This window comes from Sandarakinorhabdus sp. (genome assembly GCF_031430775.1).
GTDB lineage: Bacteria > Pseudomonadota > Alphaproteobacteria > Sphingomonadales > Sphingomonadaceae > Sandarakinorhabdus.
Genome location: NZ_JANPCD010000076.1, coordinates 12,190 through 35,355 on the forward strand (window position 1 = coordinate 12,190; position 23,166 = coordinate 35,355).

A 23,166-nucleotide genomic window follows, 5' to 3' on the forward strand; every position below is an offset into this window, starting at 1 on the left:
TTTGAAATAGCAGAAGCGAAATATTATGGCCTGGACCGACGAACGAATTGCAAAGCTCAAGCAGGGCTGGGAAGGCGGCATGACCGCCAGCCAGATCGCCGAAATGCTGGGCGAAGGCGTGTCGCGCAACGCCGTGATCGGCAAGGCGCATCGCCTCGGGCTGGAAAGCCGCCCCTCGCCGGTCAAGGCCGGCGAAGACACGGCGCCTGCCGCTGCGCCGGCGCCGGTTGCTGCGGCAAAAGCCGCGACCATCACGCCGCAGCCTGTCCCGGCGCCTGCTCCGATCGCTGTCAAGCCGGCCGCTCGCAAGCCGGTCAAAACCGGCAAGGCGGCGCGCACGACCTTGCTCGATCTCAACGACAAGGTCTGCAAATGGCCGATCGGTCATCCCGGCGATGCCGACTTTCATTTTTGCGGTCAGCCATCGCAGGCAGGGTTCCCATATTGCACCGAACATTGCCTTGTTGCCTATCAGGCGCAGTTGCCGCGCCGTGACCGTGACCGCCGCCCGCCGGTGCAGATGCCCGGGATGCCTCGTCGCGTCTGAGGCGCATTTGACGCGGGGCGCTTGCGTCACTCACATCTCCCACTTACCGTAAGCGTCAACCGGGAGAATTGACGATGACCAAGGCGCCTGATTTCGATGTTGTGATCGTGGGGGCCGGCCTGTCGGGCATTGGCGCCGCCGTGCATTTGCAGCGCGACTGCCCCGACCGCAGCTTTGTCATCCTCGAAGGGCGCGGCGCCATCGGCGGCACCTGGGACCTGTTCCGCTATCCGGGCATCCGGTCCGACAGCGACATGTACACGCTTGGCTATCGGTTCAAGCCGTGGAAAGCCGCCAAGGCCATTGCCGACGGCCCCAGCATCCGCAATTACATCTGCGAAACCGCTGCGGAGAATGATGTCGAAAAACATATTCGGCTTGGTCACAAGGTCAAGGCTGCTGCGTGGGATTCCGCCGCCGCGCGCTGGACGCTGACCGCCGCTCTGTCCGATGGCACCACAACGACGCTGACCTGCAATTTCCTGTACATGTGCTCGGGCTATTACAGTTATTCCAGCGGCTACAAGCCTGATTGGCCGGGCGAAGCCAGTTTCAAGGGCGAAGTGATCCAGCCGCAATTCTGGCCCGAGACGCTGGATTATACCGGCAAGAAAGTCGTCATCATCGGGTCGGGCGCCACCGCCGTGACGCTGGTGCCGGAAATGGCCAAAAAGGCCGCGCACGTCACCATGCTGCAACGCTCGCCGACCTATGTCGTCAGCCGCCCGTCCAGCGATGTCATCGCCAATGTCCTCAAGGCCGTGCTGCCCGCACAGATGGCCTATGATCTGGTGCGCTGGAAGAATGTCACCATGGGCATGTGGTTCTATGGCCAGACCCGCAAGAACCCCGAGCGCGTACAGCAGAACCTGCTTGGCCGGCTCGAAAAACTGTTGCCCAAAGGCTATGACATGGCCCGGCATTTCAACCCGAAATACAACCCCTGGGACCAGCGGCTTTGCCTGGTGCCCGATGCCGATCTGTTTGACGCCATTTCGTCCGGCAAGGCCGATGTTGTCACTGACACCATCACTGGATTTGAACCCGAAGGCATCCGCCTGACGTCAGGCGCACTGCTGGAAGCAGACATCATCGTGGCTGCGACCGGCCTCAAGCTGGAGGCGCTGGGCGGCATGGCGGTCACCGTCGATGGCGAGCCGCGCCGCACCGCCGACAGCCTCGCCTACAAGGGCATGATGTTCTCGGGTATTCCCAACATGGCGGTCAGCTTTGGCTATATCAACGCCAGCTGGACGCTGCGGTCAGACCTGATCGCCGAGTATGTCGGCCGCATCCTCAACCATATGAAGGCGACCGGTACCAGCATTGCCACGCCGACGCCGTCAGCAGATGTGCACGCCGAACGCCTCGCGATGGACCTGTCGTCAGGCTATGTGCAGCGCGGCGCCGACGCCCTGCCCCGTTCCGGCAACCGCGCCCCCTGGGTGGTGACGGCGAACTACAAGCTCGACCGCGCCGAACTTCGGGAAGGCGATGTGACCCAGGAAATGCTGTTCATCAATCCGCAGGCCGAACAGACAAAAATGCTGGAGGCTGCTGAATGAAGCAGCGCGGCGCCGCCCGGCTGTTCAGTTGCCGAGAGCCTTAAGCGGCTGCGGCAAAAGCGCCTTGTCGATCCGCGCCGCGACACCGACGCTGCGTCCGGCAAGATTGGGCACGCTGAAACGCACGGCCGTTCCCATTACCTGCGCCGTCTCTGACAGGGTGAGACCATAGTCCTGCCTCAGCCATGAAATCAGGCCGGTGCTGGCGGCCTTCAATGCCTCGTCAAGCGATCCGGCCTGGCCAAGCACCATCAATTCCGTCGGCGATTCCACACGCGGCATCGGCACTGTTTGACTTTTGATGAGATCGACCGTGAATTCGACGTCGAGCGACGTTTCAAGACCATATTGGCTGGTCTCGCCGTCCCCTTGCAGGGCATGGCCATCCCCCAGATACAGCAGCGCGCCGGGCTGCTGCACAGGCAGATACACTGTGTTGCCTTCAATAACCTCCGGGAAATCCATATTGCCGCCAGCCCGCCCGGTATCTCCGGTTGACATCGCGGGCGCCCCAAAACCGCTGGCAAGCCCTAGCCCGCCAAGCATGGGTCGTACCGGCACTTTGTAGTCCTTGAGCCGCCCGGCGGCCAATTCAGGGGACGCCATGCCTGTCGAACGGTCCAACCGCCAACGGACCGGCTTGCCGAGGTCAGTGCCGTCGGCAACCAGCCGGCTTCCCAGTGCCCGGCCAACGATGCTGTCGAGACTGTCCGCCCAATCTCGGTTCAAACGCAGTTTTCGGATATGCACCACCAGCGTGTCGCCTTGCGCCGCGCCCGCTACAAAGAACGGCCCGGTTTGCGGGTTGCCAAATAACGCCCGCGTCTGGCCCTTCGCATCCACGCCGCCGGAATCGATCGTGCTTGTCCGAACAGTGTCGCCGGGCCATATGGTAAGCACCGGCGGCCGCTCGGCCGAAAAGCTGTTGGCGTAGTCCGCCGGCAAAAAATCATGAACTTGGGCCGCGTTGCTGGCTCTTGCAGGCACGCGCCGCGCCGTGAAGCGATATTGCAGGCGCTGCGACGGATTGTTGTTGTCGGGGAAGTCGGCGACGCCAGAGAGCGTATCAGCCGCGCGCTTAGCCCGGAATTCGTAAACTCCGCCTTGGCCGTCCGTGGTCGAAACCATGATTGCACGCTCGCCAACGGTACCCTTGACCGGGTCTCCATCCCAATCGCCCGACAGCGTCCGATCGTTTTCGCGCAGGTTCAATACCGAGTATTCCGGGTTTCCCCAGCGGTCCAGCGTGACGATCCATTGGCCGGTCATGGCTGCTGTGGCGGCCTGCCGCGCCGTGGCCAGCGAAGGCATAGCAAGCGCCAGCACGAGAATGATCGTTCGCATCACGACAGGTGCGCCTTCTTTGACTACATCTGTAATCGATAACGGCTTGCCGCAGCCAGTCAAGCAATTGCAGTCCCGGCCCCGCTTGATGGCAACGGCTATCTGAGGCAAGCTGAGTCAGCTAGTCGAGGGATGCTGCATCATGAACACGGTTCATCAAGCCCCCGTTGCCCCGACAATGGTAGCGCACGACCTGAGGGCCAGCGACTTGCGCGCCGCGCTCGCTGCTGGCTGGAGCGATTTCACGGCATTCCCCGCGTTCGGGCTGTTCTTTGCCGCCATTTATGTCGTGGCCGGGTTGTGCCTGACGCTTGTCCTGTCCGGTCGCAGCGAAACACGCTGGCTGGTCACGGCGGCAGCCGGCTTTCCGCTGTTTGCGCCCTTTGCCGCCGTCGGGCTTTATGAAGTCAGCCGCCGCCGCGAGGCCGGCCTGCCGATGACCTGGCGGTCCATCCTCGGGGCCATGCGCGGGCACGGCGACGAACAGATATTGAGCATGGGCGTCATCATATTCGTCGCCTTTGCCTTTTGGCTGATGGTCGCACACGGGATTTTCGCGGTGTTCATGGCCGGTGCCGGGCACGGCGCAGACACGCTTGCCATTCTGCTGACAGGGCCGGGCATAGCCATGCTGCTTGTCGGCAGCCTGGCGGGTGCGCTGATGGCGCTGGCGTTCTATGCGGTCACGGTTATCAGCCTGCCATTGCTCGTCGACCGCGAAATCGACTTCATCACCGCCATTATCACCAGCCTCGCGACCGTGCGTTCAAATGGCCGCATCATGCTGGCATGGGCCATGGTGATTGCGGTCTCGCTTTTTGCCGCGATGGTGCCGCTTTTTCTGGGCCTTCTGGTCGTGTTGCCGGTGCTCGGCCACGCGACCTGGCATCTTTATCGGCGCGCGGTCAGCTAGGCCAACGCCTTACATCACGGCCCTGTCGATCAGCACCGCCAGCAACACCGCCGGGCCACCATGCGCAACCCAGGCATGGTTGGTGGCACGCTGGATAACGACCTGACCGGGTTTGACGCGGGTTTCGCTGCCTTCGAGGATCAGGGAGACATCACCCTGCAACAGGCAGATCACATCAATGGAATGCGTCTCGTGCATCGCCGGATGGCGGCTCTGGTCGATGATGTGGCGCTCGCCATCAAAACCCGCGAACACAGTGCGCACCATCGTGTCCAGTTCGGGCTTGGGCACGCCTTCGGGCAATGGCGACACGACGAACCAGCGCACCTGGACATTGCCGGCACGTGGCCCGAGCACGGCGCGGGTGGCACCCAGATCGGCGTGATCGCGCGGGTCCAGTGGCCCGGACGCGGCGTCCTCCCAGATTTCAAACAGCCCGCCCAGGTTCGGATCGCCGTTGAACACCGATGGGCCACCGTCGATGATGACCACCGATTGCCCGCTGGCATCGTCGCCGGTGATGACCCGGCGCATCGCTTCGCGGAAATCGGCCATCAAATGCGCTCCTTCACATAACGGCCGGGCGCGTCCTCGATGGCAGCAAAGGGGCCTTCGCCGGGAATGCGCGCCTTGACCTGGCTGCCCGACCGGGGCGTCAACCATTTGATCCAGTCCGGCCACCAGCTGCCCTTGGTTTCGGTGGCCGTTTGCACAAAATCGTCAAACGTCGCGGGCAGTTTGTCACTGGTCCAAAACTGGTATTTGTTCGCTGACGGCGGGTTGACCACGCCGGCAATATGCCCCGATCCGGCCAGCACAAAGCGCGTATCGCCCTTGAAATGACTTGTCAGCTTGTAGGCGCTGCGGGCCGGCGCGATATGATCTTCCTTGCCGCCCTGGATATAGGCCGGGGTGTGAACCGTGGTGAGGTCGATCGGCACACCCAGCACCGACAGGCCGCCCGGTTGCGCCAGCTTGTTGTCGCGGTAAATGTCTTCGAGATATTGGCGATGCCATTTTGCCGGCACATTGGTCGCGTCGCTGTTCCAATACAGCAGATCGAACGGGAAATAATCTTTTCCCATCAGATAATTGTTGACGACATAGTTCCAGATGAGATCGTTTGACCGCAGCATGTTGAACGTGCTGGCCATGATGCGGCCATCCAGAACCGGCTTGTCGGCGGTTATTCGCTCGACGGCCTCAAGGCCCGGTTCGTCAATGAATATTGCCAGTTCGCCGCATTCGCTCATGTCCACCTGCGCGGTGAAGAATGTGGCGGATGCGATTTTTTCCGCCTCCCCGCGCGCCGCAAGCACAGCCAGCGCGGCAGCCAGGTTCGTGCCGGCCACGCAATAACCGATGGTGTGGGTGCTTTTGGTGCCGCAAATCTCCAGCACGCGCTCCAGCGCCGTCAGCAGCCCTTCGCCGACATAGGTGTCCATCGTGGCATCGGCCAGTGTCTCGTCGGCGTTCTTCCAACTGGTCACGAACACCGTCAGGCCCTGCTCCACCGCCCAACGGATGAAGCTTTTTTCCGCTGTCAGATCGAGGATATAGAATTTGTTGATCCAGGGCGGAAAGATCAGCAGCGGCACCGCGTGCACCTTTGGCGTTGCCGGCGCATATTGGATAAGCTGGAACAAGCGGTTTTCCCACACGACCTTGCCGGGCGTGATGGCGACGTTGCGGCCGACTTCAAAGGCGTTTTCGTCCGTCATCCGCATCCGGCCTGATTTCAGGTCATCCAGCAGGAATTCCAAGCCTTTGAGCAGGTTGCTGCCGCCGGTTTCGACGGTTTTTTTCATCACCTCGGGATTTGTCAGGGCGAAATTCGACGGACTGATGGCGTCGACATATTGCTTGATGAGGAACTGCGCCTTGGCCTTTTCATGGTCGTCCAGCCCTTCGAGGTCGCGGCTGCCCTCCATCACATAGCTGGCGGCGAGCAGGTAGGACTGGCGCAGGAAGTCAAAGGCCGGGGTCTCGCGCCACGCCTCGCCGGCGAAGCGCTTGTCCTTGACGCCGGCAACCGGGCTGGTGGCGGAACCGGGCGACAGAAAACTCTGCCACAGCGTCATGGCATCTTTCAGGTACCGCGATTGCAGGTCGAACAGCTTGGCAGGGTCGGTCATCGCCGCATTCATCGCCCGGCCCCATGTCGCCATGATACCCAAGGGATCGGCCGCTGGCAGGCTGGTTTGCTCCTTGCTCATGAATTCCAGCATCATCTGCTGGCCGCGCCCCATAAGCTCGGTCCATTTCTGGAACTGTTCGATGGGTTGGGGGTCGATGGGTGTCGGCGCGTCGGGCATTTTGGTTCCCTTGATGGCTGGAAATACCATGGCCCCAGAAGCCTGCCGCGCCAAGCCCGGATGCGCGGGGCCAGTATCCTTTTGCAGTGCAGCGCACACGGCGTTATTGCAGGCATCGGAGACACGAACATGACCGAAGAATTCTACCGCATCCGCCGCCTGCCGCCCTATGTCATCGCAGAAGTGAACGCGATGCGGGCAGCGGCGCGCGCACGCGGTGAGGACATCATCGATCTCGGCATGGGCAATCCGGATTCGCCGCCGCCCCAGCATGTCATCGACAAGCTGGCCGAAGTGGCCGCCAAACCCGACGCCCATGGCTATTCGGCGTCCAAGGGCATTCCCGGCCTGCGCCGTGCCCAGGCCGATTATTATGCCCGGCGGTTCGGTGTGGACGTCGATCCCGAAACCGAGGTCGTGGTGACGCTCGGTTCCAAGGAAGGGCTCGCCAATCTGGCGCAGGCGATCACCGCGCCCGGCGATGTCGTGCTGGCCCCCAATCCCAGCTACCCCATCCATACCTTCGGCTTCATCATCGCCGGCGCAACCATCCGCAGCGTGCCGACAACGCCGGACGAAGCGTATTTCGAGGCCCTTGAGCGCGCGATGCGCTTTACTGTGCCCAAGCCGTCGATCCTGGTGATGGGTTATCCGTCCAATCCGACCGCCGAAACGGTCGATCTGGCATTCTATGAGCGCGTCGTTGCATTTGCGAAAAAACACCAGATCTGGGTGCTGTCCGACCTTGCCTATTCGGAAATTTATTTCGACGGCATGCCCACCCCGTCGATCCTGCAAGTGCCGGGCGCCAAGGATGTGGCCATCGAGTTCACTTCGATGTCGAAAACCTATTCCATGGCCGGTTGGCGCATCGGTTTTGCCGTCGGCAACAAGACGCTGATCAGCGCGCTGACCCGGGTGAAATCCTATCTGGATTACGGCGGCTTCACGCCCATACAGGCGGCAGCGGTCGCGGCGCTCAACGGCCCGCAAGATATCGTCCAGCAGAACCGCGAACTGTATCATCGCCGCCGCGACGTGCTGGTCGAAAGCTTTGCCCGCGCTGGCTGGGAAATCCCGCCGCCGCGCGCCAGCATGTTCTGCTGGGCACCGTTGCCGCCGGCACTGGCGCATCTGGGTAGCCTCGAATTCTCCAAGCAATTGCTCATCCATGCCGGAGTCGCCGTGGCACCGGGCGTTGGCTATGGCGAGGACGGCGAAGGCTTTGTCCGCATCGCACTGGTCGAAAACGAACAGCGACTGCGCCAGGCGGCGCGCAATATCCGCAAGTATCTGCAATCCATGGGTGTCAACACGCCGGCCAAGGTCGCAGGCTGATCATGACACCATTGCGGGTTGGCCTGGCCGGGCTGGGCAATGTCGGCGCGGGCGTCGTCAAGGTTCTCGAACAGAACGCAGAACTGATTGCGCGGCGTGCCGGGCGGGCGATTGTCGTCACCGCTGTGTCGGCGCGCGACCGCAGCCGCGAACGCGGCGTGGACCTGTCGCGCTGTGCCTGGGTCGATGATGCCGCCGAACTGGCGGCGCGCGATGACGTCGATGTGGTCGTCGAACTCATCGGCGGCTCGGACGGCCCTGCCCTGACGCTGGCGCGGCGCACGCTGGCGGCCGGCAAGCCGCTGGTCACTGCCAACAAGGCCATGCTGGCTCATCACGGGCTTGATCTCGCCGGCATCGCCGAAGCAGCCGGGCTGGCACTGAAATACGAAGCCGCTGTCGCTGGCGGTATCCCCATCATCAAGGCGCTGAGCGAAGGTGCGGCGGCCAACAGCATCGCGCGCGTCTATGGCCTGATGAACGGCACCTGCAATTACATCCTGACGCGCATGGATGCCGAGGGCCTCGATTTCGACGACGTGCTCGCCGATGCGCAGGCGGCGGGCTATGCCGAGGCAGATCCCAGCTTTGACGTGGACGGCATCGACACGGCGCACAAACTGTCGATTCTGGCGGCGCTGGCGTTCGGCAGCCGCATCGATTTTGCCGGCGTGGCCTGCGAAGGCATCCGCGCCATCGCTGCGGCTGACTTTGTGCAGGCCGCGGCATTGGGCTTCAGAATCAAGTTGGTCGGCCTGGCCGAGGCATCGGGCGGCCAGTTGTTCCAGCGCGTCCACCCTGCCCTGCTGCCTGCCGAACATCCGCTGGCCACAACGTCCGGCGCCCTGAACGCCGTGGTCGTCGAAGGCGACTTTGCCGGGCGGCTGTTCTTTCAGGGGCGCGGCGCTGGCGAAGGACCGACCGCCAGCGCAGTTGTCGCCGATCTGATCGACATAGCGCGCGGCGATATCCGCCAGCCGTTCGGAATGCCCGTGGCCGATCTGGCGCAGTTGCCGCCGGCTGACCCTGCCGTGCGGCGCGGGCGCTATTATCTGCGCTTGGCGGTTGCCGACCGTGCCGGCGTGCTGGCCGAAATTACGGCGGCGCTGCGCGATCACGGCGTGTCGATCGAAAGCCTGGTGCAACGCGGGCCGGCAGAGAACGGCGACGCGATGGTCGTCATGGTCACCCATGACACCAGCGAGGCGCAGGTCGTCGCCAGCCTGGCCCAGATGGAGGCATCCCCCGCCGTCACCGGCAAGCCAGTGAAGATGCACATATTGGACTTCTGACGCCTTCCCTCGGGCGCCCAAACCGCTTATGCCCCAGCCATTCACAGATTGAGGCGACAGGCATGACGGAGCGGAGTTCGGTCCTTGACCGGGTGTTGGTGCTGGAAATGGTGCGCGTCACCGAACATGCTGCCGTGGCTGCATCGCGGCTGATCGGGCGCGGCGATGAAAAGGCCGCCGATGCCGCTGCTGTCGAAGCGATGCGCGAAGCCCTGAACGAACTGGATTTCGACGGCACCGTGGTCATAGGAGAAGGCGAGCGCGACGAAGCCCCGATGCTGTTCATCGGCGAAAAGGTCGGTCGCGGCGCCGCCATGGGTACCCCCGCCGGCCCGCGCATCGATATTGCGCTCGACCCTCTCGAAGGCACCACCATCACCGCAAAGGCCGGCCCCAACGCGCTGGCCGTGCTGGCAATTTCCGAAGAGGGCGGGCTGCTCAACGCGCCTGACGTCTATATGGACAAGATTGCTGTCGGCCCCGGTTATCCGGACGGCGTCATCAGCCTGGCGAAATCGCCCAGCGACAATGTCCGCGCCGTTGCCGCTGCCAAGGGCGTGGCGCCAGCCGACCTTATCGTCTGCGTGCTCGATCGGCCCCGCCACGAGGCGTTGATTGCCGAACTGCGCGGCCTTGGCTGTGGCATCATGCTGATCCCCGACGGCGATGTCGCCGGCGTCATCGCCACCACCAACCCCGACACCGGCATCGATATCTACATGGGTTCAGGCGGCGCACCCGAAGGCGTGCTGGCGGCGGCGGCCTTGCGCTGCGTCGGTGGTCAGCTCCAGGGCCGACTGGTGTTCCGCAACGATGACGAACGTGGCCGCGCCCGCCGCTGGGGCATCACCGATCTCGACCGGATTTACGGCCTGACCGACCTGGCAAAGGGCGACGTCATCTTCGCTGCCACGGGCGTGACCGACGGTTCGATGCTCAAGGGCGTCAAGCGCCGCAAGGACGGGCTGATCACGACGCAAAGTGTCGTCATGCGCGCCTCGTCGGGCACCATCCGCTGGGTTGACGGCGAGCACCGCGACCATCGTTACCGCTGACGCCGCCATGGCGCATGTCTTTCAGGTTTCTGCGTCCATCCTCGGCCAGCCTTGGGCGTGGCGCGGCGGCCTGGCGCCGGGCGGCGAACTTGGCGGGGCGCTTGATGGACGCGGGCAGGACGAACTGCTGCACCATCTGTTTCGGGCGCGCGGCGCTGTGCAGGCCGATTTTGCCCGTCTGGCAGCGCCAACACTTCGGGACTGGCTGCCCGACCCATCGGTGTTTGCCGACATGGACGTCGCCGCCGCCCGCATCATAACGGCGCTGGACCGGGGCGAATCCATTGTAGTGTTTGGCGATTATGACGTCGACGGCGCCACCTCGGCGGCGGTGCTGATCCGCTATCTGCGCGGGGTCGGCGCCGCTGTCGGCCATTACATCCCCGACCGACTGCTCGAAGGCTATGGGCCATCGGCGGATGCCCTTGTGGCGCTCAAGGCCGCTGGCGCTGATCTGGTCATAACGGTCGATTGCGGCACGCAAGGGTTCGAGGCGCTGGCCGCCGCACGCGCCGCCGGCCTGGATGTCATTGTCGTCGACCACCACAAGGCCGCCACCGCGCTGCCTGTCACCGTGGCGCTGGTCAATCCCAACCGGTTGGATGAAAGCGCCATCGGCGCGGCGCACGGCCATCTGGCCGCCGTCGGCATGGCGTTCCTGACCGTGGTGGCCATCAACCGGGGTCTACGGAGCCGGGGCTGGTTCGCCGCCCGGCCCGAACCGAAGCTGACTGAACTGCTCGATATCGTCGCGCTTGGCACGGTCGCCGATGTGGTCCCCCTGACCGGCCTCAACCGCGCCTTTATCACACAGGGCCTCAAGGTCATGCGCGGCCGCCGCAACATCGGCCTGGCGGCGCTGGCCGATGTTGCGGGGCTGAAAGCCGCACCCACAGCGCGCGATCTGGGCTTTGCGCTCGGCCCGCGTGTCAATGCCGGCGGGCGGGTGGGCCAGGCAGATCTGGGCGTGCGGCTGCTGACCAGTGATGAGCCGGGCGAAGTCACCGCCATCGCCGCCGAACTTGACCGCCTGAACACCGAACGCCGCGCCATCGAGACTGCCGTCACCGAGGAAGCGCTGGCGGCATCGGCCAGCGCCGCCAACATGGCCTGCGCGGTCGTGTCCGGTGCCGGCTGGCACCCCGGCGTCATCGGCATCGTCGCCTCGCGCCTCAAGGACCAGTGGCAGCGCCCGGCCATCGTCATCGCCATCGGCGACGATGGCACCGCCAAGGGCTCGGGACGCTCTATCGCCGGCGTCGATCTGGGCGCTGCCATTTTGGCCGCAAAGGACCATGGCCTGCTCATCGCCGGTGGCGGCCATGCCATGGCAGCCGGGTTGACGGTGGCGGCGGACGGAATCGATGCGCTGGCGGCGTTCCTCAATGACCGGCTTGGCGCCGCCGTGGACGGCGCGTCACATGGCCGCTTGCTGTCCATCGACACGGCCGTTGCGCCGCGCGGCGTCAGCCTTGAATTGGTGGAAACGCTGGAGGTTGCTGGCCCCTATGGCCAGGGCTGGTCTTCGCCGCGCGTCGCATCGGGGCCGTGGACCATCGTCGATTGCCGGGTTGTCGGCACCAATCACCTGAAGCTCGTGCTGTCCGGGGCCGACGGCGCCCGGGTCAAGGCTATCGCGTTTCGCCATGCCGACAGCGTGCTGGGCGCAGCGCTGGCCGGCGCACGCGGACGCCCGGTTTATGTGGCCGGCCGCATCAAGCGCGACGACTGGGGCAACACGCAGGCGGCGGAAATCGAAGTGGATGACGCCGCCTTTGCCTGAGGCTGGGCCTGAAACTGTCGCCCATTCGCAATGAACATGTTGACGGCAGCCGCCCCAGCCTCTAGCAGGCCTTTCTCCCGCAGCGGTCCCTTCGTCTAGCGGTCTAGGACGTCGCCCTTTCACGGCGAAAACACGGGTTCGATTCCCGTAGGGATCACCAACCTTATCATAAGGTTGCATATAGCGAGACGCCCCAGAACTTGGAATTCGGCAACAACCCAGCAATAAGCACGTCTGGACAGGCACGAACTCGTGCGGATTTCGGCATGAAAGTGCCCTGAGCAATCACTCGGTACGATTGCGCCCCCGTAGCTCAATCAGTCCGGCCCGATTCGCATCAGTTGCCGCGCCTCTGCTTTTAAGGCCTGCCACTCTTCTCCATACAGCCCATGCTTGAAGGCGTTCTGATTGCCACGCGGCGCACCAGGCGACTTTCCGCCGTGCATCCTGCACCGGCCATTAGGCATCGCTGGCGCGCAGCACTCGCTCGCGCACCGGGTGCGCGCGCCGCAGCGGGGTGAGAGGTGCATCTGCAACCGTATTGGCATCTTGCTTTGCATGGGGTTGATCCTCACTTTTCAAACCTGCCCCACCCCCCGGTGCAACGTTGCCGACAATCGCCTGCCCGCCGGCGTGCACATGGACATGTTCAACACGGACGGTCTGACCACCGCCGCGCCGCATCTTGGCCAGCGCTTCGGCTTGTAGGGCGAATGTTCGGAGCAACTTCACCGCCAGCCCGCCTTGAGCTTCCAGTTGGTTCAACTGTTCGACGCGGCGCGCCCGGCCCAACATGACCATGGCCAGTGAGTGCGTTGCCGCCATCTGCACAGCAATCAACGCCTCGACTTCATTGGCCGGCTCGGCTCCGCCGATCATCGCCAAGGCCGCATTGATCTCACTTTCATCTGGCGCCGCGTTTGCACGGTTGGTGATCGTAGTAACCAACTGGGAAAACGTTGCCGTCATGAAATCAGCCGACGGGGTGCCGAACGCGTCAAGCATCTGGCGATGATGCCCCGACAAGTCCGTGTGGGGCGGGGCAACGCTCAGGCTGCCCGCTTCGCCCTCAACGTCGACGGAGGCGCGCTTATGGCGCTGCAGGACGCGCGCAGAGGCACGCGCAATCGCCGCTTTGTCACGGCCATTTGGAGCAGGCCGATCAGTATCTCCGGCTTTCATTCCTGTCGTCATGAAAAATCCTCCGCGCCTAGGTCGTGAACCCATAAACGTTGCCAGCCTGTGAGGCTGTCTGCATGATGTGCGGGGAGGCACGATGCTGACAGATACGATTGAAGCGGTAGGGATTGATGAAGGCGGGTCGCTGTGGGTGAAACCTGCGGCGGCGACCTTCCCACTGATCTACCGCGAGGCGATGGAGGTGCATTGGGATGCGGAGCGCCTTCGCCTCTACAGTCCCAAGCCACGCGAATGGTCGTATGGTGCTTGGTTCAAGCAAATCAGAGCTGCTGCGCGCGAACAGGGCGTCGAGTTGCAGCTTGGGCCAGCCACGACGTGGTCAGGTATCGATCCCGAGTTGCAGCAGGCTTTCGCTGGTGGAGATTGAGGCCTTTCGCCGGACGACGAAAGCTGATTCAGGATCGGCATGAGCCGATATGACCTGACCGACTTCGAGTGGCGCGTGATCGAGCCGTTGTTGCCCAACAAGCCGCGAGGCGTGCCGCGCGTCGATGATCGCCGCGTGCTGAACGGTATCTTTTGGGTGCTGCGATCCGGGGCGCCGTGGCGCGATCTGCCCGAGCGCTACGGGCCACCAACGACCTGCTACAATCGTTTCAATCGATGGCGGCAGGCAGGCGTATGGGACCGGCTGATGGACGCCATCAGCGCCGCGCACGACGGTGAAATCCAGATGATCGACAGCACTTCCATCCGGGCGCACCAGCAGGCTGCGACGGCAAAAAGGGGGGTCTAGATCATTGTCTCGGTCGCAGCCGAGGCGGGCTCACAACCAAGATCCACGTCGTCGTCGATGCGCAGGGTCTCCCGATCCGGCTCGGCCTTACCGCAGGGCAGACGCACGACGGGCAGATCGTAGACCGCCTGCTCGATCACCTCGGTCCGCGCACCATTGTATTGGCGGACAAGGCCTACGACGCCGACCGCATCCGGGAGCTGATCCAGGACCAGGGCGCCACGCCCAACATCCCCCCGAAGAGCAATCGCAAGTGGAAGCCCTGCTTCAGCAAGCGGCTCTACCGTGAGCGCAACCTGATCGAGCGGTTCTTCTCCAAGCTGAAGCACTTCCGCCGCGTCGCCACCCGCTACGACAAGCTCGCCGCCAACTTCCTCGCCATGGTCCAGCTCGCCTCAATGAGGCTGTGGCTCCGCGCTTATGAGTCTACGGCCTAGGAGAACATATCATAAACAATCCTACTTGTCGTTTCCGTCGCGCAATTGCAGCCAATTTATAAGTCGATCGGCAAATCAGTTGATTTCGCGCGGCGATCTTATTGCTTGGCCGAAAAGTCCGCTGAAAGCCCTCTTCCTGCTCAGATTAGGCCAACCGAACGCATGCTCACATGGCCTGCAGCGCTGATCACGAAATGATCAACGACCGTAATACCCATCGCGCGGCCCGCTGTTGAGATTGTCCGTGTGATATCGATGTCATTCCGCGAAGGCGTCGGGTCCCCGCCCGGGTGATTGTGCGCTAGAATCAAGTACACTGCACCCGCCTCAAGTGCTGTCTTCACGACCTCACGTGGAAATACGGGCGCCTCCGCTACGGAACCATCACTGTGCACTTGGTCGTAGATCAAACGGAACCGCGAATTAAGATAAAGCACGCGAAATTGCTCGTGCTGAAGGTGGGCTAGTTCAAAGTGGAGATAGTCGATCGCTTCTTTCCCCGTTGCAAGGCTTTGCCGGGTCTCAAGTTTCCGCTTCAGCGAAGTGCGGGTTGTGCTCCGCGCAAAGGCGAGCGCTTCGACTGCGCGGTCGTCGATTCTCCAAGAGCGAAGGAGCGCCGGAGATGCAGCCGTCGCTGCGGCAAAACTCCCCGCATACCTGATCAATTTATCTGCAAGGACCGCGCTTTCGGTATCAAGTCCGTGGAGATTTAGCAACTTTTCGAGCAACAGTGTGTCGTTCGCCGCCGGAACCGGCCGGCGCCCCGACAAGGGAGCATCTTCGAATGCTGCCATATGGTCCTCAGGCATGTAACGCTCGCTTGCCGTGCTGACGACACGCTTTGTCTCGATCAAAGCCCCCAAGAGCAGTGAGAGCACGACAGGGTAAGACCAAACTACAAGCATCGAGGCGTAAACGTCGCCTTGGACGGGGCCAACGATCAGACGTGCGACGTGGGTCAGAACGCACACGAATTGGAACGCAGCCGCAAATTTTGGCCAGATCCGATGGCCCGTCAAGGCGACGGCGACAAGCGCCAGCAGCAGCAACACATCGACAATGGCGATGCCCACTTCCACTTCGCCAAACCTGCTCGACTGCACGGCGGGTGAAGCCAATGCCGCCACGATCAATAGGATACCACCGGCACGCTCCGGGCGGCCACCGCTGCTAAACGCAGCAGTTAACGCCGCGATCATAACAGCCAAAAAGACAATTTGCGCTAAAGGCAAGACAGATCCCGGAGCATTTAAGCTGCTTTGCTTTCAGTTACGATCTGAAGTTCCGCATGTGGTTGCTGGCTTGGCTTGTCGACAAAGCCGCCGAAGTTCCGCGACGGAATATTGGCTTGCCGGCCACTCTCGGCCAGAGATTTGTGAGCTTCGACCATCTGACTCCGTGCCTCTGCGAGCATCGACATCGTTGCAATCACTTGTTTGAACGCGGGCTGTCCAACTGCCGTCGAAACGTTCGCTCCAAGTCTTGCAACGGGCATGTAGCCAACAAGCGCTGCCGCACAGACGATGGCGTTATCAATAGCCTCCTCGGTTGCCAACAAGCGCGCTGCGACAGTGCGGGCGATTTCCATTTTCTCAGACAAATTCAATCTCCATGACCAGACCAAGCCCGAGGCTCATTCACGGCATAGTGATAAGTTCGAAGTTCTGCATAGCTGACACGAGCACGCTCAAGGTCAGCGCGGATGCAAAAGAAATTACCAATATCATCACGATTACCTGACCACAATGATACATAGAAATGTACTTCGAAAAATTCACCATCCTGATAAAGCTGACAAGCATATCAGTACAGCCTTCTGCAAAAAACCGATGGCCACCGATTTCAGAAAGGTAAGGATGATGACGAAACATTTCTCTATTTTTTCGGACCAATACCATACCTTCTTTTAAATTTTTCGAGCCGAAATGGATGGCGCCTGTCGATTTATGTCGGGTAGGTGTCGCAGCAGTTTTTTTTGTCCAGCCATAGTGCTGTGCAATGATAGCTGCCGCTTCACGACGGCCCTCAGTACCAAGTTGCCGACAAGTCTTCCTAATAATTCGTTCAACCTTTGCGGGCGCCATTCCAAGACAGCTTGCAACCCTGGGGCCAGACTTGCCTTCAAAGATTTCCATGAAGATGCGCCGTTGCTCATCGTCGAGCCTAGCTAGAAAAACCCCGCGGCGCATTGCGTCGCTCCCGTAAATGAATCGGCGACCCTGATGCCAACAACATGGCATTCGGTACGGTTAACGCAAGGTCAAACCGGCGGTTCTGGCAATTATATTATCTCCAATTTTTCATTGTAGCTAATTTTCTATAAAATTGAATGCATGCGCTCCTCCAGCCATTGATGTTTTCAAGGATCATATATCTAAATATTTTATTAATTTGGGAGTCGACTCCGATTGCGCGGCCGGTACTGACAGGCAGGCGTCATGTTGATAATCTGTTAATATCGAAACAGGTGTGCTAGCCGCACGCGGCGTGATCTGGCTGCAAATTACATTCGTTCTGGACCTCGATCTTCAAGACTCCGCGCTTTCGGCCGTAAATAGTTGTCCATAGGACTACTTAGGGGCGAGGCTAAGGTTATGGGAACTACAATAAACAGAATTGGACGACGGACCTTTCTTCTCGGCGGTGCGGCTACCGCCTCGTTTGCAACCGGAGTGACAGTACTAAATCGCGTCTTACCCATTGGAGCAGAGAGCAGATTGGGAATCCTCGAGCCGGTCGACACAGCTAAACCCCTGCTCAATGGGAGTGACATCATTACCGAGATTGCAGTCGAGAACGATATCGTTGTGCCGCTGAACAACCCGACGTTGATCAATGTTCCGATGCAAACAAATGGCAATGTCCTTCGCATCGACCTCAATCAGGCAAAATCAACGCTAAATCTCAGCAAAATTATTGTTGAAGTTGCCGATAATGGCCACACCTCTGAGGGTGGCGTGACAGAAGTCACCAGAAGGATAGTTGTAACGCGAGAGTTGGTTGGCCCTCTTGGGATTGATCTAACGAACGTTTATGGCGGCCAACGCCTGTTGCTTGTTCTGTCGGATAGTATTTTTTATCAAGACAGCCAGTGGCAGTCGCGTGTCGTTCAGGTTAGCTTCCTGGAAGGATGGATGGCGGGCGCACTTCCCACGACGATCAGCGGCGGGCGGCTGATCCGGAATGACTCGCTTCGGTATCCGCCTTTCCCGGTAAAGCCGGTGACTGCTCCATTTCGTCGCTCCACCCCGATTACAGGAATGCGCTTCGAGGTCACGGGAGCCAATGAGTTTGGCCGGGAGCGCAAGATGTTTGCCCGGGTCGAAGCTTGGGCGCACGTGGCTGGAGTCGATGGGCCTGCTTCGATTGCAACCGTTATGGAACCTTCCTTCAGTTCGCCGGCCGACAATTCACCGTCCCGCCTGACCGTGCCTATCTACGGTGTAACCGTTCATACTGACAGTTTGCCCGAGGGCGTAGGTGAAATCAGATATCGTGCATTTCCTTTTATCGGTCCGCCTTGGCAAAGCATGACCCATGGCGAGCCGTTTCCGACATTGTCTGCGCCGCGCGGCCTCCCATTCTGCAATGACAAGAGCGAAAGCTGGGCGCCAATTTTCGGCGTCGTTAGTCAAAGTGGCTCCGGCCTTGCCGGCACAGACACGTCAGGCCTCGCGCCCACCCTCGCAGCTGCAGTCGCAAGCGGCGTAACGTACCGAGACTGTGCGGCCCTTGCTTCCGCTGTGCGCCTCTTCAACCGCGCAGCATTGCCCGTGAATACACTTGTAGGCCCACTCCGACGCATTATGCCACACGACGATATCGCATCTGGCGTTGCGGTTCTCCGGCCGGTCGCAGGATCTGTGCCGGGGTCGAATTTTGGTTGCTATACGCTCAGATCCGCAATGTCGAACCAGGCTAACTTCCCTCCAGGCGCCACATGTTTCGAGATTCGCGGCGAAATGGGCACTGCGGACCCTGCGGTCAGGTTGCGCGGCGTTGACAGCACGGGCGTGGCAGTTTCCAGCGGCGCAAAGGGTCTGCCGTCGCGGGTTATTTTGCGAGGCATGTGGCTTGATGGCGGCGGCCTTTCTGGCACGGCCCACATCATTGCCGATGGAACGGCCGCGGCGGGCGCAACGACCACCAACCTGCACCCCAACAACTTTGCTTACATGGTAACAGAAGACTGCGCCATTACGGAAAACCCGGCAGCCGGGACGGCCGCGCCAGCGCGTTGGCGGTGTGGGTTCGTTTGGGACTATCGGCTGAGACACGAGGGAATCACGGGGCAAGCCGCCATGGGCACCGTGACAACGTTTGGCGGAATCGTCTGTAGCGTCGGCAGCTCATACAGCAGGCCGACCATGCTCAACGGCATGCCACTTACCACCTTGCTCGCCGCGAAAATGCGCAACGTCGGTGTGCGCGATCAGGAGCGTACAGCTCCCCAGTTGGCAAGCGGGCGCATTCTGATGAACGTTCGCTTTGATTATGATGTGCCATTCACCTCACCGATGATCAGCCTCGCAATGCAAAGGCAAAGCGTTGGGGGGCTGGCTGTCGTCAACGTATTTTGCCGTGGCACCGTGACCAGCGGCGGCCCTGCAGTGCAAATAAGCGCAGACGGGTCATTTCAGGCGGTCGACAACCTCATCATGCGCTATTTCTCGCACGATCTGTCGTCCGCCAACCCTAGCGATGGGCGTTGCAACATCCTGTATCAAGATCAGGGATATGTCCGGGTCGAAAAAATCGGTACAATGGCATTCTGCGCCTTTCGGTCTTACAATATTAAAGGCGATAACTTCATGGCACAGCAGAGACCTGGCTCTGCATCACAGACATATGTCGCTACCAACAGTTACGGACAAGGCGCACTTGTCCATGATTCCGCCGGGGCGGCCACTTCTACTTCATCTTTTTTTCAGGCGATCAGGCAAGTTAACGCCAACGCGAGCGATTGGGCTCCATTGCGCGACGCAAGTGCCTGGCTGTCTATCGGACAAGTCTTTGGTCAAGCCTACGGCCAGCAGCCTCGCCGTCAGGGTAACGCGCGGTTCCGCTATCATATTGGGTCAAAGGGCAATGTTGCAGCAACAACATACAATGGGGCGGTTCCCGGAGTGAACTCAGGCTACGGATTTGCTTGGAGTGCTGACGGCACAGTCCAGACCAGCTTCGATGCCTTCTTTTCCAATCGGGCAGGGGACAACTACCGCCCCTCCGGCAACAGCCCTCTCTTGAACCGCGTTCAAGCCGGCCAAGCCTGCATGCCCTTCGATCTTTCTGGCAACGCCCGGCTGGACAATGGCAGTGGTGCCGCCGGGGCTTATGAGAGGATCTAACGATCATTAATGGTATCATGCAGCTGCCGAGAAGACCCCGTTCCACTGTTCCCGCCCCCGTCAGTGGGACAGGTGAACGCGCATGTTCAACCGTTCCGATCTTGGTTCAACAGGCGTTCAGTCGTTGTCGTCAGTTATGGCACCAGCTTTGTAGGCTTTGATCACCCGGTTGACCGTGCCCAAGCTAGTGCCGACATCCTTGGCGATATCGCGCTGCGACATGCCCTCCATATGCAGGGCAACAATGCCCTCGTCACGGGCATTGGATGCGCTGCGTTCCGCCCATGTGTCATCTTTCAACTGCGCTTCGAACGCCTCGGCATCGTTGCCCATAAGGCCCCGTGCCTTGGTGAATTCGACGATCATGCGCGCTCCTTCGGTCGCCTTGTAATCGGCTGGCCGTGACAGCTTGATCACAGTGTCCATGATATCCTCGCGCCGGCTGGTGCCGCGCTGGTCACCACCCTTGCCGGCATGGTGCAGGAACAGGACCGAACCCCCGGCGCGCCGCTGCCCCAAGGCCCACCCTTGCAGGGCACTCCAGCTATCGGCCTCGTTCTCTTTACCCGTACGGCACAGCGTGGAAATGTTATCGACGATTATCAGGTCAAAGCCTTCGAGGCAGGGGGCGAAGCGCGCCTGTCCTTCGGCAGTCGAAAGATCGGGAAGCCCGTCGGGGCGCAAATCGGATGCCAAAATGGAAAGGTTTATCTCTGCAAGCCTGAAGTTCGCGACACCGGCTGTTGCCGCCTTGAAGCGCTCAATCAGCGCAGCGCCGGGCATCTCGCCGTCGATATAAAGGACGCGTCGCGGGGTTTCGGCTTCCCACCGCAGGAACCGCGTGCCCGTCGCCACCGCCACTGCCATGCCCACGCCAAGCTGCGCCTTTCCGCAGCTGCGCGGCCCGAACAGCATGTTGATCGATTTCTCGGCCAGGATCGGCGACAGCAGGTTCCGCCGTGGCGGAATATCGAGGCGCAGAAACTCCGACAATCCCAACGGGCACAGCGGCACCGGAGCTTCAAGGTCAATAGCCACTTGGATGGCACCCGGAATGGGATCAGTCATGTTGCGTGTCCTTGAACAGATCGTTGAAATCCGCGCCTTCGTGCGATGGAGTTTCAATTCCGCATTGTCGGCCCGCAACGCGCCACCGGCTTGCCGCTTCCCGCGCCGCAGCAAGGCCGGGCGGATCGTTGTCAGCATAGATCGTCAGCCGCTCGACACCGTGCAGCACCGGCACTTTTGAAAGCAGGCCCGCAGGGCAGGCCCAAACCGTCGCGCCAGTCATCGCCATGACGGAAAGCCCGGATTCCACGCCTTCACAAAGCCCCAAAACGGCTGGTGGCGCAGTCCCGCCCGCCAGACGGGCAACAGCGCCCCTCGCCCGCCCCAGCACCTTGTGAGGCAGCTTGCGGCCCTCATCATCACACGCGCGTTCGCCCTTTGGCGTCAAAGCCGTTCGCCTGATTCCCACCGTTTCGCCGCTCATCAGGTCCGACAACATCGCAAGCATGGCAGGCCGGCGATTACCCGGTCCGAAAGGGCAAGCCGGCGCAAACCGAATGCGATCGGCCGGCATCATACCCAGCAGCGACAGACGAAGGCCCCTGCCTTTAAGATAGGTAGCGACCGGCGAGCGCTCTGGCGACAACGCACCGTCCCAGATCGCCAGCGCCGCGCGAACACGGTCGTGATCGTTGGTCAACTTGGGCCGGTCAGCGACAGGCCTGCCCGCACTGTTCGGCACAAAGATTGGCCCGTCACCAAGCCATCGAAGCGCCGCCGCCATATCGCCGCCGCGCTGGCGCTGGATCAATGCGATCACCCCGCCGCCTGTGCCTGCCTCATGATCACGCCAAAGCCCACGCGCGATATCGATCGAAAGTGACCCGCGCCGGCCGTAACGCCATTCCGTCGCCGTGCTCAATGCACGCACCGGTTCGCCAAGCAACGCCAGGGCAATGCCCGGCATCGCCGAAGCGATGTTGTCGCCGGTCATGGCGCACCGCCGATTCGCGCCAATTCGGCGACAACATTGGCGGGGCCATCCGTAACGCCCCGGCGCATCAGCCATGCACGGACAAGCGCTTCACGCGGCCCGCAAATGCTGTTAGTTTTGAGCTGGAGAGATGTGCTGTCCGCAACAATCTCAAACGGCCCCGTTCCCGGCCTGCCAGCCGGGGCGGGGTTTCGTTTGTATCGCCTCAACGTTCAAGCGCCCGGCTTTGCAAGGCTGTCCGAAAACGCCTCGATGCTCGACACGCGCACCAACGTGCGACGCCCGATCTTCACCGTATCGAGCAACCCGGCGTTTATCAGCTCATAGGTTTTCGACCGCCCGATGCCCAAGACATTCGCCGCAACGACAATTGATGTGTTGATAGGTTTCATGATGGCCTCGCCATTGACCGCCGGACCGTCCCGGCCGCCAGGAACTGGTACCGAATCCCACCGTGATGATAGACGCCAAAAGGAACAAAAAGGTTTCGAAACTCCTTCCTATTCTTTTTGTTCAGCCCTTAAGGCTCTGACCTCGCGAAGCAATTTGTGTGCCCGCTGCAGCGCGACGAAAGGGGTTTCCCCTATTTCGATGTGAGCGAGGGACATGCATTCCTGCACATACACTCCAACAACTCGTTTGAAATCTGCATCAGAAAGGCCCATCAAAGTGGCCTTCACACGATCGGCAACTTCTTGATGTGACTTAGACGGTGGCCGACCCACCTTCGGTAACGCTGCATTGGACGATGAAATCGTCGTCGGTTCGTTAACTGGTGCGGCAGTGCTGAGGGCCGGCTCTGATGCCGACGCCGAAATTTTGCCATCGCTTGTGCGATATTCAGGCAGATCATCGAAGTCGAATTCAGCGAGAGATACGTATGCCCCAACTCTGCGTGACCAGCTCGCTATTAGCACCTCTAGAGCTTTACGATTTTCATCAGTAAGTCTTCCGTATCGAGAAGCTGGTGGCGCAATTACGCTCTCCCACCCGTCAAATGATACAGTCTCTACATCAATTATGTATTTAAACCATTCATCAAAACACTCTCTGCTTTTACAAATTTTGGTAACTTCATGGTGGGTTTCTTTCACAAAACTTTCGAGGCACTCTCCAATCGTATCAACAATTGCCTTTTCATAGGAATGACTACCCATCCGGTTGTTGATGCTAAATCGCGTCATCACCGCATCAAGTCTCGAAACTCGAGTTCTCATTGCCTCGTCGGCAAAGTATTTCAGTGCCGTGTTGAGCCGTTGCCGTGCGCGATCGTCCATGACGGCGTTATGCA

The 23,166-nt window shown here is 60.9% G+C and carries 22 protein-coding genes and 1 tRNA gene; 11 read left to right on the plus strand and 12 right to left on the minus strand.

The features are described 5' to 3' along the window. Positions 1-25 precede the first annotated feature (25 nt). Entirely contained in the window at positions 26-547 is a 522-nt protein-coding gene (locus RMQ73_RS04275; protein ID WP_310496815.1) for a GcrA family cell cycle regulator, read from the plus strand. Positions 548-621: 74 nt separating this feature from the next. Then, entirely contained in the window at positions 622-2,112 is a 1,491-nt protein-coding gene (locus tag RMQ73_RS04280; RefSeq protein ID WP_310496816.1) for an NAD(P)/FAD-dependent oxidoreductase, read from the plus strand. Positions 2,113-2,136: 24 nt separating this feature from the next. On the opposite strand, the gene RMQ73_RS04285 is transcribed toward RMQ73_RS04280, so the two are convergent. Beyond that, complete coding sequence (locus tag RMQ73_RS04285; protein WP_310496837.1) at positions 2,137-3,456, minus strand: acetamidase/formamidase family protein; 1,320 nt, start codon at positions 3,454-3,456, stop codon at positions 2,137-2,139. Between the two features lie 142 nt (positions 3,457-3,598). On the opposite strand from RMQ73_RS04285, the gene RMQ73_RS04290 reads away from it, so the two are divergent. Further along, positions 3,599-4,369, plus strand: a complete 771-nt coding sequence (locus RMQ73_RS04290) for a DUF2189 domain-containing protein (protein WP_310496817.1) — start codon at positions 3,599-3,601, stop codon at positions 4,367-4,369. Positions 4,370-4,378: 9 nt separating this feature from the next. Here RMQ73_RS04290 and RMQ73_RS04295 read toward each other — a convergent pair whose 3' ends face one another. Together RMQ73_RS04295 and RMQ73_RS04300 are read right to left on the minus strand one after the other, a co-directional pair. Further along, positions 4,379-4,924, minus strand: coding sequence for a hypothetical protein (locus tag RMQ73_RS04295; RefSeq protein WP_310496818.1), 546 nt, complete (start codon positions 4,922-4,924; stop codon positions 4,379-4,381). After that, a complete protein-coding gene (locus tag RMQ73_RS04300) occupies positions 4,924-6,684 on the minus strand; it encodes a class I poly(R)-hydroxyalkanoic acid synthase (protein ID WP_310496819.1) in 1,761 nt (586 codons plus the stop codon). The genes RMQ73_RS04295 and RMQ73_RS04300 overlap by 1 nt, the downstream gene beginning before the upstream one ends. Positions 6,685-6,813: 129 nt before the next feature. Here RMQ73_RS04300 and RMQ73_RS04305 point away from each other — a divergent pair, with 129 nt between their 5' ends. The 5 genes from RMQ73_RS04305 to RMQ73_RS04325 all read left to right on the plus strand — a co-directional run bounded on the left by RMQ73_RS04305 (position 6,814) and on the right by RMQ73_RS04325 (position 12,312). Next, a complete protein-coding gene (locus RMQ73_RS04305; protein WP_310496820.1) occupies positions 6,814-8,022 on the plus strand; it encodes an LL-diaminopimelate aminotransferase in 1,209 nt (402 codons plus the stop codon). A gap of 2 nt (positions 8,023-8,024) precedes the next feature. Beyond that, a complete protein-coding gene (locus tag RMQ73_RS04310) occupies positions 8,025-9,314 on the plus strand; it encodes a homoserine dehydrogenase (protein ID WP_409049829.1) in 1,290 nt (429 codons plus the stop codon). 62 nt (positions 9,315-9,376) lie between these two features. Further along, entirely contained in the window at positions 9,377-10,369 is a 993-nt protein-coding gene (gene glpX / locus RMQ73_RS04315; RefSeq protein WP_310496821.1) for a class II fructose-bisphosphatase, read from the plus strand. A 7-nt stretch (positions 10,370-10,376) separates the two neighbouring features. Beyond that, the gene (recJ, locus tag RMQ73_RS04320) at positions 10,377-12,152 is read left to right on the plus strand and encodes a single-stranded-DNA-specific exonuclease RecJ (protein ID WP_310496840.1); all 1,776 of its coding nucleotides are present in this window, start codon (positions 10,377-10,379) and stop codon (positions 12,150-12,152) included. 84 nt (positions 12,153-12,236) lie between these two features. After that, positions 12,237-12,312 (plus strand) — tRNA-Glu (locus tag RMQ73_RS04325). 157 nt (positions 12,313-12,469) lie between these two features. Here the strand turns inward: RMQ73_RS04325 and RMQ73_RS14225 are convergent. Beyond that, positions 12,470-12,712: an HGGxSTG domain-containing protein gene (locus RMQ73_RS14225; RefSeq protein ID WP_409049830.1), complete on the minus strand. Its 243-nt coding sequence runs from the start codon at positions 12,710-12,712 to the stop codon at positions 12,470-12,472. Further along, positions 12,612-13,346 carry a hypothetical protein gene (locus RMQ73_RS04330; RefSeq protein ID WP_310496822.1) on the minus strand — a complete coding sequence of 245 codons (735 nt, stop codon included), beginning with the start codon at positions 13,344-13,346 and terminating at the stop codon, positions 12,612-12,614. The genes RMQ73_RS14225 and RMQ73_RS04330 overlap by 101 nt, the downstream gene beginning before the upstream one ends. Before the next feature lie 82 nt (positions 13,347-13,428). On the opposite strand from RMQ73_RS04330, the gene RMQ73_RS04335 reads away from it, so the two are divergent. Further along, positions 13,429-13,719 (plus strand): hypothetical protein, encoded by a 291-nt coding sequence (locus RMQ73_RS04335; protein ID WP_310496823.1) that lies wholly within the window; start codon positions 13,429-13,431, stop codon positions 13,717-13,719. 39 nt (positions 13,720-13,758) lie between these two features. After that, a protein-coding gene (locus RMQ73_RS04340; RefSeq protein ID WP_310496824.1) for an IS5 family transposase occupies positions 13,759-14,525 on the plus strand; the annotation gives its coding sequence in 2 pieces (ribosomal slippage) (positions 13,759-14,083 and positions 14,083-14,525; 768 coding nt in all). 140 nt (positions 14,526-14,665) lie between these two features. On the opposite strand, the gene RMQ73_RS04345 is transcribed toward RMQ73_RS04340, so the two are convergent. The 3 genes from RMQ73_RS04345 to RMQ73_RS04355 are packed head-to-tail and all read right to left on the minus strand — an operon-like array spanning position 14,666 to position 16,660. Continuing rightward, complete coding sequence (locus RMQ73_RS04345; RefSeq protein ID WP_310496825.1) at positions 14,666-15,757, minus strand: JAB domain-containing protein; 1,092 nt, start codon at positions 15,755-15,757, stop codon at positions 14,666-14,668. Positions 15,758-15,774: 17 nt separating this feature from the next. Further along, the gene (locus RMQ73_RS04350) at positions 15,775-16,113 is read right to left on the minus strand and encodes a hypothetical protein (RefSeq protein WP_310496826.1); all 339 of its coding nucleotides are present in this window, start codon (positions 16,111-16,113) and stop codon (positions 15,775-15,777) included. A gap of 49 nt (positions 16,114-16,162) precedes the next feature. After that, positions 16,163-16,660, minus strand: a complete 498-nt coding sequence (locus RMQ73_RS04355) for a hypothetical protein (RefSeq protein WP_310496827.1) — start codon at positions 16,658-16,660, stop codon at positions 16,163-16,165. A gap of 582 nt (positions 16,661-17,242) precedes the next feature. Here RMQ73_RS04355 and RMQ73_RS04360 point away from each other — a divergent pair. Continuing rightward, a complete protein-coding gene (locus RMQ73_RS04360) occupies positions 17,243-19,873 on the plus strand; it encodes a hypothetical protein (protein WP_310496828.1) in 2,631 nt (876 codons plus the stop codon). A 117-nt stretch (positions 19,874-19,990) separates the two neighbouring features. Here the strand turns inward: RMQ73_RS04360 and RMQ73_RS04365 are convergent, their stop codons facing one another. The 4 genes from RMQ73_RS04365 to RMQ73_RS04380 all read right to left on the minus strand — a co-directional run bounded on the left by RMQ73_RS04365 (position 19,991) and on the right by RMQ73_RS04380 (position 23,152). After that, positions 19,991-20,941 carry an AAA family ATPase gene (locus RMQ73_RS04365; protein ID WP_310496841.1) on the minus strand — a complete coding sequence of 317 codons (951 nt, stop codon included), beginning with the start codon at positions 20,939-20,941 and terminating at the stop codon, positions 19,991-19,993. Beyond that, positions 20,934-21,875, minus strand: a complete 942-nt coding sequence (locus RMQ73_RS04370; protein WP_310496829.1) for a toprim domain-containing protein — start codon at positions 21,873-21,875, stop codon at positions 20,934-20,936. Before RMQ73_RS04370 ends, RMQ73_RS04365 begins: the two co-directional genes overlap by 8 nt. A gap of 212 nt (positions 21,876-22,087) precedes the next feature. Beyond that, complete coding sequence (locus RMQ73_RS04375) at positions 22,088-22,267, minus strand: helix-turn-helix domain-containing protein (protein WP_310496830.1); 180 nt, start codon at positions 22,265-22,267, stop codon at positions 22,088-22,090. Positions 22,268-22,375: 108 nt separating this feature from the next. Further along, on the minus strand, positions 22,376-23,152 hold the full coding sequence (locus tag RMQ73_RS04380) for a hypothetical protein (protein WP_310496831.1): 777 nt from the start codon (positions 23,150-23,152) through the stop codon (positions 22,376-22,378). Between the last annotated feature and the right edge of the window lie 14 nt (positions 23,153-23,166).